The sequence below is a fragment of the Candidatus Gracilibacteria bacterium genome (assembly GCA_041660965.1).
Lineage (GTDB): Bacteria > Patescibacteriota > Gracilibacteria > BD1-5 > JAGOOR01 > JAGOOR01.
The window spans coordinates 235,474-249,898 of record JBAZVH010000002.1; the positions used below are offsets into that span (position 1 = coordinate 235,474).

Sequence of the window (14,425 nt, forward strand, 5' to 3'; positions counted from 1 at the left end):
CGTGAAAGGGGTAAAAATCAAAAGAATAGGTGTTTACTTTTTCTCTACACTTGTGCCATCTTTTCCATCAATAATCTGATATCATTGTGCTTCTATTTCTTTTCGTACCTCATCAGCTCGTTGAAAGTTTTTTTCTTGTTTTGCGAGCGTTCTTTCTTCGATGAGCTTTTGTATTGTTTCTGGTATTTTTTGTTCTTCCGCGAGTGACCAGTCAATAATACCAAAAACACTATCCCAAGATTTCAGAATATCGATAGTAGCATTTTTTTCGCTATCTGAGAGTTTTTGTTCATCGATAGCTCGGTTCACTTCGGATATACAATCGAAAATATGCGTCACAGCATGTACGGTATCGATATCATTTTCGATATCTGCTACAAAGCCCTGCATAGCGGTCTGAAGATAATCACGGAAATCACGTCGAAATTTCCCATGCAGATGTGGATTGTAGGATCGGAGGCGTTTGAGGAAATTATCAATATTTCAGATAGTCATCATAGCACTTTCGAGCCGATCAAAAGTAAAGTTAAAGTTTTCTCGGTAGCGATTTTGGAGACACATCAGTCGAAAAGACCGAAAAAGAAGGTTTTTCTTATCAGGATATTTCTCTTCGAGATCTTTGAGTGTATAAAAATTTCCTGCCGATTTGGACATTTTTTTGTTATCCACCAAGAGATGACCGGTGTGCAGCCAGTAGTTGCTAAATGTTTTTCCCGTGACGCCTTCTGTTTGAGCGATTTCGTTTTGATGATGGGGGAAGATGAGATCACATCCACCCATATGAATATCTATCTGTTCGCCATGACCCCACATATTACAAGCACTACACTCGATATGCCATCCTGGTCTTCACTTGAGAGTGACCGTTACCAACCCCCCCTGCCCCCCCTTGACAGGGGGGAGAATATCAGCTTGTTTTTTGCTCGTCACTCGTCACTCGTCACTCGTCACTTGGAATTTCGCTTCCCAAAAATTTTCCCCATCAGCTGCATCGTACCCTTTCCAGAGAGCAAAGTCGCTTACATTCTCTTTCTCATATTCATCAGACTTGGTTCGTTCTCCTGCTCCAGCTTTCATACCTTTCATATCCAGATGAGCCAGGTTTCCATAGTTTTTAGATGTCCGGATATCAAAATACACGGAACCATCATCGGAAATATAGGCGTGTTTTTTATCGAGAAGTTTTTGAATAATTTCTACCATTTCAGGAACAAGCTCGGAGATAGGTTTGAAACGATTGAAACTCGTGATATTAAGTTTCTTTAAATCTTCAAAAAAGTACCGAGTATACATCTCGGTAAATTCCTTGAGAGATATTTTTGCTTTCTGACTATCACGAATAGTCTTGTCATCTATATCAGTCAGATTCATCAGCGGGTGCACTTCATACCCCAGAAACTGCATCGAACGAATCACAATATCAGAAAGGGTATAGCAACAGAGATTACCAATTTGTGCATAGTTGTAGACCGTTGGTCAGCACACATAAAACTTTACCGTATCTTCCGAGAGAGGTTTAAATGGCTCGATAGTACGAGAGAGGGTATTGTAGAGATGGAGCATATGCTCCTATTATAGAAAAAAGGAAGAAAGTGCAATTCATCTCGATACTAGATTTTTCCTTACTTACTTTCCTCACATTTGAACCATGCTCCACTATAGAGTCCTAAAAGATTTTTTCCCTTTCCTGTTAATAGTTGGCCAAGAGTTCTAGTGTCGTCCATGCTAGCATTATCTATCCATCATATTTTTGCCATTCCTATAAGTATTTTGGCAGTAGCATCATGTTGGACTAAGGTTGGTAAGTGCATTTCCAAACAACGACCAGAATACATAAGTCACAATGCTCCATTTAGAAATGGTATGAGCTCAAGGTCTGTCGGGCATGCTTTTTGCAAATTTGGTTCAGTATTGATGATGCTCTCGAGGAAGGATAAATATACTATATGCGCATCTTTAAATCTTGTCAATTCTTCTACCTCCGATCGATATCTAGCTTTTGCTTCCAAAATCTCCTCAGAGATAGTAAAAGCTCATAAATCGATTCCAAGGAAAGATGCTCATTTGGATGTGAGAAGTTTACTTCACTCCCTTAGTTGTTCTCACCACCCATCTGAAGCTGAACATTTCCCTCTCTCATCTAATAATCCTAACTCTACAAGAGCTGAAAAATTAGGAGTTCTTTTTCATTCTGTGTCTCGGAGATTTTGGCGTAATTCTGCAGCCAATGTTTCAACATCTCTGAATATTGAAGCTGCCATTGTTTTATCCTCTTCCGTGAGAGCAGTAGTAAGATAGCCATCTTTGGGAGCTAGCACATCATCCCTATCAAGAATCACTTTATCAGCATCCATAATAAAAATTAATAATCAAAGATAAATATGTTATTTACTATTTGCCTTTGTCAAGTAAATGGGGATGGAGGTAATTTTTTCTTATTTTTGACCTTCCATGAAGTCTTTATAGCTGGCGAGACGTTCTTTTCCTGTTTCTGTGAGGAAGTCATCAAACTTCCTGAAAACATCCGTATGTTTTGTGGTACCCTGAAACCATCACAATGATTGCATACCTCATAGAAGTTCTTTTGCTCAATGTATTGGTAATATTTCTATTAGCTTAGTATCAGCATGTATAAACATCAACATGATTGCCTCTTTTACAAATTCTAAAGGTGTGTATTGTGCAGGACACGCTTCCATTAATTTTGGTTCTCTACTTATGATGTTTCAGAAAAATTGTAGTTGTGCTATCCTGGAGTCTCTAGTTTGCATTAATCGTGCTACTTCTGCTTGAGTATCATCACGTATTTGTTGTACTTCCGGAGCGATAGTAAATCTCCCTAAGTCAATTCCGAGAAAGTCAGCTCATTTTGGCGTAAGAAGCTGATCTCATGGTCTCGGAAGTTTTTGATCAAAAGAAATATATTCCGTATTATCACTTAAAAGTCACAATTGAACTATTTCATTAAAATGAGCAGTTCTTTTCCCCTTATTGTCAAGAAGATTAATTCTTAATTCTTCAGCTAATATTCGCATTGATTGTTGCCTGTCCTGTGACTCTGGATATAATCAATCTATTATTGTTAAATCTCCATCATCAAAAACGGAAGTATCAAGTGCATCGCTGAGAACTGCTCTATCAGCTCTTTTCGGTTCCTCATCACTAGACATAATTAATAATTAATTAAGTAAAGATAAATATTCTATTTATTATTAGTACTTGTCAATAAATTTGTACTGTTTTTGGTTTTTTAGTGAAGATTCTGTGAGGTTTCTTGCGTTCGAAGGTGATATTATTATCATTTTCCTATGAAAAAATTTGGGATTATATGAGTCATTTTTTGCATGATTTTTGTCGTGAGTTTTTTTCTATGAAAAAATGCTAGAGTATGTGTTGTGAAGCTGGATAATACAGTGTGGAAGATTGAAATGGCGATTACGCCAGAAGAACAGGAAAGGGGATTGATGTATCGCACAAAACTCTGTGATACCTGTGGTATGCTCTTCGTGTTTGATACCATATCTCCGAAGACTTTTTGGATGAAAAATACGATGATACCGCTGGATATGTATTTCTATGATAATGATGGAAAACTGGTTGATTCAGTGAAAAATATGCGACCAGAAAGGGAAACAAAAGAAACGATGCAATATACGTCCCGACCTGCTCAATATGTAGTGGAGGTCAATGCGGGGTCTCAACTTTTTCAACCAGAAAGCTTTGATCCGAGAGAGTGTCTGTAGGAGTTTTTTTGACACCCCCGATTTCTTTTCAGTTGTCCCGCCCCCTCTGATTTTCTGGTGAAAATCCAAGGGGGAGTTTAAACCAATTCATTCCTTCCTTAGTCTATTACTTAGTCTTATTCTATTATGCATCAATGCACTCTATCTCCATTTGTTTCCCATTTGGGTGAATAAAGGCAATTTTTTGGGCATGAAGGAGGTGTCATTTTCTGCTGGTCAGATGCGATAATTCTGGGAATCGAGTCACACTCGGTCAGCCGTATCGTCTGTCACCAATCAGGGGGCATCCAATATGTGCCATATGGACACGGATTTGATGGGTTCTTCCTGTTTTCGGATTGAGTTTTACGATGGACCATTTTTCAGAAGATACTCATTTTGCGAGTCCAAATACCTCCGAAGATCCAATAACCCTATATTCCGTCTCCGCTGAATCTCCTGTATTATCGATAACCATCTTTGCCTCGTCAGTTTTCCCAGTATTGAGACGGAGAATCGGCGCCTTGATAATCCCAGATTCTGGATGTGGTTTGCCAGATACGAGAGCGTGATAGGTTTTTTTGACCTTCCGAGTGCGAAACTGTTCCGCCATATGTTCATAGCTTTTTCTCGTGAGGCAGGCGATGATAATACCCGAGGTTTCTCGGTCAATACGATGGGCGAGTGCAGGATGGTCAAATGTTCCAGAGGGTTTCCATCCTTTGGACAGAAGATAGACTTCTATTTGTTCAATCAGTGATACTTCGTTCGCCTTGTGGTCTGGACTATGAACGATCAGTCCTGCGGGTTTATTATACACAAGTATTTCACTATCTTCATAGAGGATTCTCGCGGTATCGAGTGTGCTCGAAGTATTGATGATTCGTTCTTCTTTTCTTTGCCATTCTTTCAGTGTCTTGTCATCGAGATGTACTTCCACTATATCTCATGCTCGAAGTTTGGTACTCTCGGGCATTTTCTTGCCATTGATAGTGATTTGTTTGGTTCTGAGAGCTTGATAAATTTCTCAGAGCTTTGCTCACGGAAAAATCTTGCGAATATATCTATCGAGTCGCTGACCGAGGTCGTCTGAGGGGGGAGTGATGGATTTCATAACTTTTGTGGGAGATTGTATCTATTTCATCTTTATTGTAAAAAGTGTTTTTAGTTCTTCTATGATTTTCTTGCTAAAAAGAACTTTTAGTTTACTATGCTTCAAATAATTTCTATGACTCTTACTCGAAAAATTGTTTTCTTTATCGCCATCGCTGTGTGACTCGTTATTACACTGAATTTAGTGGTATTGCCGTTTGTGACGAAGCGCTATTTCTTTGACTTTCTTCAACAATTTTATACTGAATCTCGTGAAAACCAGATCGATGCTGATATTCTGAATCTCATTAAAAAGTTCCCAGATCAGGCCCCAGCCCTTTTGGAGCAATACCGTGATATAGATACTGACCTCAATAAGCTCGTCACTGGGTTTGAAGATTACGTTAACACAGACCCGATATTTAACCGTGATTCTGTCGGAAGTGTTCTCAAAAAATCCGGTGTTGAAGAAAAACAAATCGATGAAGTGATTGGGCTCAATGCAATGTCGGTGTTTCTCAAATCTGTTCCTCTGGGGTTTAATTTTGTTGGCGAGAATGACCCTAAAAAAATCTTTATCAATCAGGTACTTGTTGCGATGATTGCTATCAATATCGCCTTTGTGGCTCTTTTGAGCGTCGTAATACTGTATTTTTTAAGACTCTCTTTCCAGCCCATTCGTACTATCACCAATACGCTCGATACTTTCTCAGCTGCTAGCTGAAATATGCTCGAATATGCGAGAAATGATGAATTTCGACCTCTCATCGATTCTCTGAATAATCTCCGTCTCCGTCTCGACCATCAGGAACAAATTCGGGCACAATTTTTGACGGATATGAGTCATGAACTCAAAACTCCTATGACAGCTATTGGTGTGTATCTTGAGGGCATCCAAGATGGAGTGATACAACTCAATACCAAAAATATTAATGCTCTCACGAGTGAGCTTTCTCGTCTGACGAGAATCGTGGAAAGCTTGATGCATTTTCAAATGTTTGAAAGTCTCCCAACCGTTTTTCATTATGATAAAATATCGCTGTACCAGATATTTTCTATCGTTCACGAGACACAAAGTCAGGAACTGAATAACAATTTGCAGACTATGAACTATGCAGCCCCTAAAAGAGCCACTATGATATTTGATCAGGATAGTCTGATACAAATATTTCATAATGTCACTGCCAATTTTCTTCGGTACGCATGATCTGGCTCTCAGCTGAGAATCAATTTTTTTGAGGAGGGAACTACCAATATTCTCATTTTTCAGGATAATGGTATCGGTGTGGGTATAGAGGATTTACCATATCTCAAGGAAAAATTTTATCAAGTCGATAAGGCAAAGACTGGAGATATTCGCGAGAGATGACTCTGAGTCTGACTCTCTATCGTGGATAAAATAGTTCGAGATGCTGGTGGATTTGTAGACCTTATTAGTGCACCTGGTGACGGATTTACGGTCAGAATCGAGATTCCAAAAAAGGTATTATAGGGGAGTGAGATTCTCCGAATAACTCAAAAGTGCCATAAGAAATGCATCCAGCTTTCCAGTACTTTCTCACTGTTTTTCAGCCGAATCGATCATCACTATGGAGTCATAGAGTTTTTTGATATTTTCTCGATCATGTCAGATTCTCTTCGCCGTAGTTTGTTGTCCGGGGGTTATCGGGAGTCATGAAATGGATGGAATAAAAGATGCTATGAGTATCTTCCGTATCATCGTGGTCAACATAGCCATAGTTTTTTCTCGGTCAGCAGTTCTGAGTGTATCTCTGAAGACATACAGAAGCTCTTTAGTATTTTTTTTCCAGAGAGGATTGAGTATGCTGAAATTATTTTCTTCAAAATAGTTTGGTAAAATATTTTTGAGCTCATCATCAGTCCATGAAGTTTTCTCAGCGAGTTTGAGCTTTTCGACCTCTTGATGGATAAAATGATGATTCCCGTTGAGTCTCTCGCGGATACGAGCTGCCTGCCACGGAGTAATATGCAAGGTTTGAGCAATATATGATTCCATTTCAGACTGAGAAGGTATCGGAAATTCATGAAGGGTAGCATTGTCTATAAGCCATTTTTCTAAGTCTGTCACAGGAGTTTTGTTTCCAACAAAGATAAAGAAATTTGTTTCTGGAGCTCTTTCGAGTGTTTGTATCCAGAGAGTATCCTCAAAAACATTTGAAAAGTTTAATTTGGATACCACAGCCATTCATTCATCTCATCCATCTCCAGATTGCTCTTGCACGAAATCCTTTTCTTCCTCTATTTTATCTTTTTCTTTTTCAGTCTTTATGATGAGATCTCGAAAAACTACCATTCTCGTCATCCCCATAAAACCAGGCGCGACACAATCTCAGAGGAGGGTACCGTATATCTCTGTTTTTGAGACTTCTGCCAGGTTCATGGCTCCATGTTTTTCGATAAATCTCTTCTTCCATGAATTGAGTGTTTCATTGAGTCGAAGTGTATTTTGTCCTCGGAAAATATGTATGTTATGAAGAGGCATGGTAACACTTAAAAGAAGAAATAAAAAAGCAAAAAGAAGAAAGAAGGAATTATCAGAAAACCTAGTAAATTCAGTAAACTTTATTGAGAGTATATGATTTTTTTCTGTTCAGTCCAACTCGTTTTATATATTATGCAATATAATAAAAAATGTGCAATTTATTTCAGTTTAATATTCAGAGAATGTTATATAATACAACTACATTTTTCATTTCTATTTCTTTATTTATTCGTTTTATGAAAAGATTTTTACCGTTTTTTGCTCTTGCTCTTGTTCTAACAGGATGTAGTCTTGGAAATATAAAAAGTAGTGTATTAGGCGGCGATTCAGCCACTCCAAAAACTGGAGATACTGTTTCTGTACATTATGTCGGTACACTTGCTGATGGTTCAGTCTTTGATTCTTCTAAAACAGAAGGTCGTACTCCGCTCGAATTTGTTATCGGAAGTGGTAGTATGATAAAAGGATTTGAAGCAGCAGTTGTAACGATGAAAAAATGAGAAAAAAAGACTGTAACGCTCGCACCAGAAGATGCGTATGGGCCTGAGTACATAGAGAAGACCATGCCTCTTGCTGATTACAAAGAATTTATTACACAAAAAGTTCCTAAAAATGTTTTGACTGGTATCGTAGAACAGAGTTTACCAAAAGCTCAAGCAGAACAAATTCTCGGCAGTTCTGCTGTTGGTACTGAAAAGAAGCTTGGCTTAGCAACAGTAAAAATCACAAAAGTCGATGGCGACAATGTCACTGTAGCTGTCAATGATCCAAATGCTCCATTTTATGGAAAAAATATTGTAGTAGGAATCACTGCTACAGCTCAAGATGGGAGTGTCGTTACTGTTAAAACAATTACTGGTGATGAAGTAGAAGTGGATATCAAACTAGACCAAACAATTGTTTTGAAAACAGCTACAGATATCACTGTGAAGACAAGAAACCCACAAAATCTCGCAGGTAAAGCTCTTACGTTTGAAATCGAACTTCTCGATATCAAGCCCGCAGCTACAACTGCAGCACAATAATTTCTGATATTTTCTTGACAAAAAGCATATCCCGCTCACAATGAGCGGGATTTTTATGCATCGATTCCTTGTTTCTATTCCTCTTACAAAAGAGATAATTATTCCCACTGGAGAACTCTATCACCAGATAGTGCATGTTTTTCGTGCACGAATAGGAGAGAATGTTATTCTTTTTTCAGAATGAACAGATGATATGATATACCAGATTACAGCTATTTCTAAAAAAAATATTTCACTCTCATTTCAAAGGAATATCCAAAATCCTTATCTTAGAAACCCAAGAAATTTGATTGTATTTCAAGCATATCCAAATAAGTTATCAACGCTAGAACTCCTTATTCAAAAATTTACTGAGCTCTGAGTAGAAAAAGTAGTTTTCTGGAAATCAGAACACGCGCAAATGCAGGATATTTCTGAAGCAAAGAAATCCCGAATTGTAACCATTGCTCGTGAAGCGCTTGAACAATGTGGGGCAAATACATCTCTCCAGATAGAATATAGCTCTCAAGGACCTCAAAAACTTCTCGAAGCATATTCAGGGCATACCCATATCGTAGGGCACTATGAGGGCAAAGAATTGCCAGAAATATCACAAGAAACCCCCGTTGCTCTCTGGGTAGGACCAGAAGGTGGTTGGTCAGCGAGCGAGAAACAATTCTTTAAAAAGAATAAGATGACTCTTTGGAAATTTAACAATCGCATTCTGCGTCTGGAGACAGCAGCTATTGTGGGGGTGGGAATATTACTTTCTTAAACCGCAATTGGTGCCTTAATCGCAGGATACGGATCGTAATCAACTATTTCAAAGTCTTCAAATCTGAATCAAAAAATATCTTTCACATCTGGATTGATTTTTAGTTTTGGAAGTGTTTTTGGTGTTCGAGAGAGTTGCTCGGCAACTTGGTCAAAATGATTGTGGTAGATATGGAGATCGCCCGATGTATGGATAAATTCACCGACTTCTAGATCACATACCTGTGCTATCATATGTACGAGGAGAGAGTAGGAAGCAATATTGAAGGGAAGACCCAAGAAGCTATCAATAGAGCGTTGATACAGCTGGCAAGAGAGTTTATTATTGGCGATGTAAAATTGGAAAAGACTATGACAAGGAGGAAGAGCCATCTGGTCAGCTTGCGCAGGGTTATAAGCGACGACGAGATTGCGACGACTATTTGGATTTTTCTTGCAAGTATCAATCACTTTTTGTATCTGATCAATGCCTTCGCCATTGAAATTTCTCCATTGGTAACCATAGACGGGTCAGAGCTCACCCCATTGCTTCGCAAAATCGGTATCAGTTTTTATTTTTTCAATAAAATTTTTCATCTCTTCTTCCCATTCTGGAGTATATTTTGGATATTTTTCTGCGAGATTATTTTTTTCGAGATACGCCTGAAATGGCCATTCATTCCAGATTCTCACATCATTGTCCACGAGGTATTTGATATTGGTATCACCAGAGAGGAACCAGAGGAGCTCATGAATAATGCCTTTCGTAAAAACTTTCTTGGTTGTCAGAAGAGGAAATCATGCCTGTAAATCACATCGAAATTGATATCAGAAAACACTTCGCGTACCCGTACCAGTACGGTCGGATCGGTCTACGCCATGATCCATGACATGTTGGAGGAGTTGGAGATATTGTTTCATAGTTTCTTATTCCTTGATTTGTTGGACAATGTCATCGAGCGAGTTGGCACCCCTCCATTTCTTGATGAGTTCGCCGGTGTTGGTGACTTGTACAAATGTATTTTGTTCTGCCACTCAATACTGTTGTCTCATGGCAGTAGCATCATCAAAATTAACTTGTAAAATGGTGAGATTTTTTGGCATTTTATCTTTATTATCAGTGATATCTTTATGAGTTGCAATACTGGAGGGTGACCAGCTAGCATAGAAAAAAAGTACGATATTATCTGATGCCTGAGCAAGAGCAGTCGGCGTATAGGGAAGATAGAGTCCACCATCTGCGATTCCCCGAGGCGTATCAGTTGGTGCGAGATTTGTTTGTTCTCCTACAGCTACACCTGTATCTGGTTTTGGGGCATCGTTTGGAGCGACAGGTGTGGTAGTATCTGCTACTGGCTCTGTAACGGCGACCTCCTGAGAGATATTTTCGGTATTAGTGGGAGGTGTATTAAACAGACTACACCCTGCGAGAAAAAATGAGGTACCCAGACACACTACAGAGAGGGCAAGAGGAACGTTTTTCATAAAGGTGAGGATAAGGATATGCACACATCATAGTATTCAAAAAGAGGTTCTTGTCCAACTGTTTTTACTGTACTTTTTTATGATTGATTTTTTGAGGTTTTTTCTATCATATAACGTATGAATGATATCACGTCTCAATACTTGGCATATACCCTAGAAAATCTTCATAAAGAAGATATAGGGGCCCTTCAGGAATTGATACAATTTCACAGAAAACAATATTATGAATACGAAAAACCTCTTATTAGCGATGAGGAATTTGATCGGCTCTATGCGCTACTGGTAGCAGGAGAAGAACGATTTGGGATTCTGCATGAATCATCCTCCAGTCCTACTCAAGAAGTAAGTCGTCTTGAGGAAAATCATTTTACCAAAGCAGCTCATCGACACGCCATGATGTCTCTGGATAATACGTATAATGCGGATGATCTCGTCGAATTTGAAAAAAGAATCAAACGCATTCTCGATGGTGACGCAGAATCATCTCGGATAATCGAATATATCGTTGAATATAAATTTGATGGACTCGGTATTGCTTTGACATATGAGGGATGAAGACTTACACGGGCTTTGACTCGTGGAGATGGAATAATGGGGGAAGATATCACTCTTAATGCTCTTCAAATCAACAATATTCCCCAATATATTCCTACACAACAACCTCTTGAGGTACGGGGAGAGATAGTAATGTCTCGCGCATCATTTGAAAAACTAAATACCAAAAGATTAGCCACCGGAGAAAAGCTCTTTGCTAATCCACGAAATGCAGCCAGTGGGAGTCTTCGTCAGCTCGATCCAAACATTACTCATGAGCGAGATTTACTCTTTTTTGCATATAGCTGCCCCGATCTAGAGGAAGGGCATAGCACAGTGAAAAAATATTTTGATATTATAGAAGAGCTATGAAAATATGGATTCCAAACCTCTCAGCAGTGGCAGTGATGAGGATTATTTTTTGAAAAGAAACACTGAATTCAGCCCATCATAGATATGATTCATATGATGGGGAAGAAGCCAGTATGTCCTTTTGATATCGATGGATTAGTAATCAAGGTAAACAATCTCACTCTCTGGGAGACGCTAGGGCTTACGGCTCATCATCCGAGATCGGCAATTTCTTACAAGTTTCCAGCTGAGTATGCTCGTACCAGAATCAAGAATATCTTTCATTCAGTTGGAAGAACTGGCGTCATTACCCCAGTAGCACAAGTAGAACCAGTCAATGTGATGGGCGTCGTGGTCAAGAATGCTACGTTGCATAACTATGATGAGGTAGTAAAAAAAGATCTCAAAATAGGGGACTGGGTTTTTATTCATCGAGCTGGAGAAGTGATTCCTGAAATTATCGCACCCATTACAGAGCTACGGGATGGATATGAAACTGAGATACTCCCTCCAAAACAATGTCCAATATGTCAATCAGAAACATATAGGGAAGGGGAGAAGATAGCACTTCTCTGTAGCAACCTCCATTGTCCCGCTCGGGAATCACAAGCGCTTGAATGGTTTGTCAGCAAACATGGTGTGGATATCGATGGATTCGGACCAAAACAAATAGAGCTTTTTCGTGAACTTGGATGGGTAACAGACATTGCTTCGATTTATGATCTCAGAGATCACCAGGAAGAACTTCTTACCATAGAGTGATATAAACAAAAATCAGTCGATAATCTCATACAAGCTATCGAGGCAAAACGGACACTGCCAGTAGAAAAAGTCATTGCCTCCCTAGGGATACCGTGAGTAGGGAAAAGAACAGCGAAATTGCTTGCACCTCTTTTTCAAAGTCAGGAAGATGTTCTTGCATTTTCAAAAACTCCCGAAGAACTTGAGGTCATAAAAGATATAGGGCCAGAAACCGCTCGATCAATTTGTGAATATTTTGGGACACACAGGGTGCTTCTCCAGAGACTTGTCGAGAGAATTCAGATAGTCTATGCACCACAGAAAGAAGAATCAATAGGAATATTATCAGGAAAAACTTTTTGTGTAACGGGTACGTTTGTCCTTTCTCGTGATGAGATCCACGCCCTGATTGAGAAACACGGGGGAGAAGTGCGAACGGCTGTTTCTGGAAATCTCGACTACCTCATCGCAGGAGACAATGCTGGGAGTAAAAAAGAAAAAGCACAATCACTGGGTGTGACTGTGCTGGATTGGTGAGAATTTGAGAGACTCGTACAGGTATAGTTTTACTTCCACTCAAAATTTTCTGCTGTATCGCTTCCGATTCTTTTTACTGTATGATCACCAAAGTGATCTCGCATAGCTTGAATAAGATTGGTAGGAAGTTTCTCGCTCATCAGTGTCTTCAAGTATTCTCTTGAGCTTGCTATCACGGGAATAGGTACTCCAGAAGCGCGAACGACAGTATCGATTGACTGAATATGCTGTTGAAGTTGGTGGAGGAATTCACTTGTTCACGAAGATGCTTCATAGATTTGAGGAATGATAGTGAGCATCTGACTACGGATGATGCATCCTCCTTGCCAGATACGCATCACTTCCATGATATTGATACCCCATTGAAACTCTTTTTCGGCAACTAAAATCAATTCAAGTCATTGTATATAGGCAGCAAGATAGGTGAGTTCGAGTGTCTCTCTGAGCGTTTTGGTATCCGGTAGCTCTCTTCATTCAAACGGAGTGAATGTGGCTGATTTTTCATTTTTTTTGATAACTGCATTTCGTCCAGAATTCCATCGAGCGAAGAGGGATTCTGCAATCGTTGGAACTGGTACTCAGAGCTTGAGAGCAGCTTCCACTGTCCAACCACCTGTTCATTTACTGCCGGCGATATCACTGATTTTCTCCAGAAGAAAGTCACTCGTGTTGACTGGATCTTTTACTCATAAAATATCCACCGTGATATCGAGAAGAAAACTACTCACGATACCAGTATTGATTTCTCGAAAGATATCCTGCATTGCAGCTTGGTTTTTTCCTGCTCATCGCAAGATATCATATATTTCAGCAATGCCCTGCATAATGGCGTATTCGATACCATTGTGCACCATTTTAACAAAATTTCCTGCAGCAGCACTTCCCACGTAAGTGACACAAGCGTTCCCTGCAAAATCTCTGGCTGCAATTTTCTGAAGTATAGGAAGCATCCTCTCAATAGTTTCGCGGTCACCACCGGGCATTATAGCTGGTCAGAGTCGTGCTCATTCTGAACCACCCGATATTCCGCATCCAATCCAATGAATATCATGTTTTATGGCTTCAGTTTGATGGGCGATAGTGGTATCCCAATGAGCATTGCCGAGATCCCATATAGCATCACCAGGCGAAAGAAGTCAAAAGAGTGTCTGAGCCACCTCGTCAGTGGCTTTTCCTGCTGGCACAAGGAGAAATACATTTCTCGGAGCTTCCATTTTTGCAATAAGCTCTGAAACAGTATTTCATACTATCACAGCTTCTCCGAGCTCAGCTTGTAGGGCAGTTACTTTTTCTATAGTTCGATTCCAGACGACGATAGATTCGTCTTTTGAGACGATATTTCTGACAAGGTTTTCGCCCATGGTTCCGAGACCGATGAGTCAGAGGTGAGACATAAAATAACGATAAGAAGTAGAATATTAGTAAACTAGCCACCTATAACACTCCTCACACACTACCCTCTCGGATCTTTCCGGTGCATAGGTAGTGATTATATTCTTTTTACATTCAGAACAAACTTTTTCATAGAGCTTTCTTGGATTTCGTAAGTCCATCCTTTCTGTATGTCTCTGATCTGGATGTTTAGTAGGAATAGGTATTCCATTCTCAATATAGAATACGAGTTCTTTTTTGATGATTTTAAATGGTTTCTGTGTGACTTCACACTGGATGATTCAGTTGAGACATTCGTTGATATTCTTTGT

At 39.4% G+C, this 14,425-nt stretch carries 14 protein-coding genes; 5 read left to right on the forward strand and 9 right to left on the reverse strand.

All coding sequences use genetic code 25. The features are described from left to right. Window positions 1-33: 33 nt before the first annotated feature. The 3 genes from WC753_04495 to WC753_04505 all read right to left on the reverse strand — a co-directional run bounded on the left by WC753_04495 (window position 34) and on the right by WC753_04505 (window position 3,170). The gene (locus WC753_04495; GenBank protein MFA6080703.1) at window positions 34-1,563 is read right to left on the reverse strand and encodes a cysteine--tRNA ligase; all 1,530 of its coding nucleotides are present in this window, start codon (window positions 1,561-1,563) and stop codon (window positions 34-36) included. 59 nt (window positions 1,564-1,622) lie between these two features. Further along, window positions 1,623-2,354 carry a hypothetical protein gene (locus WC753_04500; GenBank protein MFA6080704.1) on the reverse strand — a complete coding sequence of 244 codons (732 nt, stop codon included), beginning with the start codon at window positions 2,352-2,354 and terminating at the stop codon, window positions 1,623-1,625. Window positions 2,355-2,435: 81 nt separating this feature from the next. Continuing rightward, window positions 2,436-3,170 (reverse strand): hypothetical protein, encoded by a 735-nt coding sequence (locus WC753_04505; GenBank protein ID MFA6080705.1) that lies wholly within the window; start codon window positions 3,168-3,170, stop codon window positions 2,436-2,438. Window positions 3,171-3,308: 138 nt separating this feature from the next. On the opposite strand from WC753_04505, the gene WC753_04510 reads away from it, so the two are divergent. After that, on the forward strand, window positions 3,309-3,743 hold the full coding sequence (locus WC753_04510) for a DUF192 domain-containing protein (protein MFA6080706.1): 435 nt from the start codon (window positions 3,309-3,311) through the stop codon (window positions 3,741-3,743). Window positions 3,744-3,867: 124 nt separating this feature from the next. Here WC753_04510 and WC753_04515 read toward each other — a convergent pair whose 3' ends face one another. Then, window positions 3,868-4,836 carry an RluA family pseudouridine synthase gene (locus WC753_04515; GenBank protein MFA6080707.1) on the reverse strand — a complete coding sequence of 323 codons (969 nt, stop codon included), beginning with the start codon at window positions 4,834-4,836 and terminating at the stop codon, window positions 3,868-3,870. Between the two features lie 114 nt (window positions 4,837-4,950). Here WC753_04515 and WC753_04520 point away from each other — a divergent pair, with 114 nt between their 5' ends. After that, window positions 4,951-6,306, forward strand: a complete 1,356-nt coding sequence (locus tag WC753_04520; protein MFA6080708.1) for an ATP-binding protein — start codon at window positions 4,951-4,953, stop codon at window positions 6,304-6,306. On the opposite strand, the gene WC753_04525 is transcribed toward WC753_04520, so the two are convergent. Beyond that, window positions 6,301-7,317 (reverse strand): hypothetical protein, encoded by a 1,017-nt coding sequence (locus tag WC753_04525; GenBank protein ID MFA6080709.1) that lies wholly within the window; start codon window positions 7,315-7,317, stop codon window positions 6,301-6,303. The genes WC753_04520 and WC753_04525 overlap by 6 nt on opposite strands. 236 nt (window positions 7,318-7,553) lie before the next feature. Here WC753_04525 and WC753_04530 point away from each other — a divergent pair, with 236 nt between their 5' ends. Both WC753_04530 and WC753_04535 read left to right on the forward strand, forming a co-directional pair. After that, the gene (locus WC753_04530; protein MFA6080710.1) at window positions 7,554-8,342 is read left to right on the forward strand and encodes an FKBP-type peptidyl-prolyl cis-trans isomerase; all 789 of its coding nucleotides are present in this window, start codon (window positions 7,554-7,556) and stop codon (window positions 8,340-8,342) included. Between the two features lie 55 nt (window positions 8,343-8,397). Further along, the gene (locus tag WC753_04535; GenBank protein MFA6080711.1) at window positions 8,398-9,096 is read left to right on the forward strand and encodes an RsmE family RNA methyltransferase; all 699 of its coding nucleotides are present in this window, start codon (window positions 8,398-8,400) and stop codon (window positions 9,094-9,096) included. On the opposite strand, the gene WC753_04540 is transcribed toward WC753_04535, so the two are convergent. Continuing rightward, window positions 9,093-9,995, reverse strand: coding sequence for a thymidylate synthase (locus WC753_04540; protein ID MFA6080712.1), 903 nt, complete (start codon window positions 9,993-9,995; stop codon window positions 9,093-9,095). The genes WC753_04535 and WC753_04540 overlap by 4 nt on opposite strands. Before the next feature lie 6 nt (window positions 9,996-10,001). Next, complete coding sequence (locus tag WC753_04545; GenBank protein ID MFA6080713.1) at window positions 10,002-10,559, reverse strand: thioredoxin family protein; 558 nt, start codon at window positions 10,557-10,559, stop codon at window positions 10,002-10,004. A 117-nt stretch (window positions 10,560-10,676) separates the two neighbouring features. Between WC753_04545 and ligA the strand changes: the two genes are divergently transcribed. Next, window positions 10,677-12,749, forward strand: a complete 2,073-nt coding sequence (ligA, locus tag WC753_04550; GenBank protein ID MFA6080714.1) for an NAD-dependent DNA ligase LigA — start codon at window positions 10,677-10,679, stop codon at window positions 12,747-12,749. 2 nt (window positions 12,750-12,751) lie between these two features. Here ligA and gndA read toward each other — a convergent pair whose 3' ends face one another. Then, entirely contained in the window at window positions 12,752-14,116 is a 1,365-nt protein-coding gene (gene gndA, locus WC753_04555; GenBank protein ID MFA6080715.1) for an NADP-dependent phosphogluconate dehydrogenase, read from the reverse strand. 24 nt (window positions 14,117-14,140) lie between these two features. Continuing rightward, on the reverse strand, window positions 14,141-14,425 hold a 285-nt coding region (locus tag WC753_04560), incomplete at its 5' end, for a hypothetical protein (GenBank protein MFA6080716.1).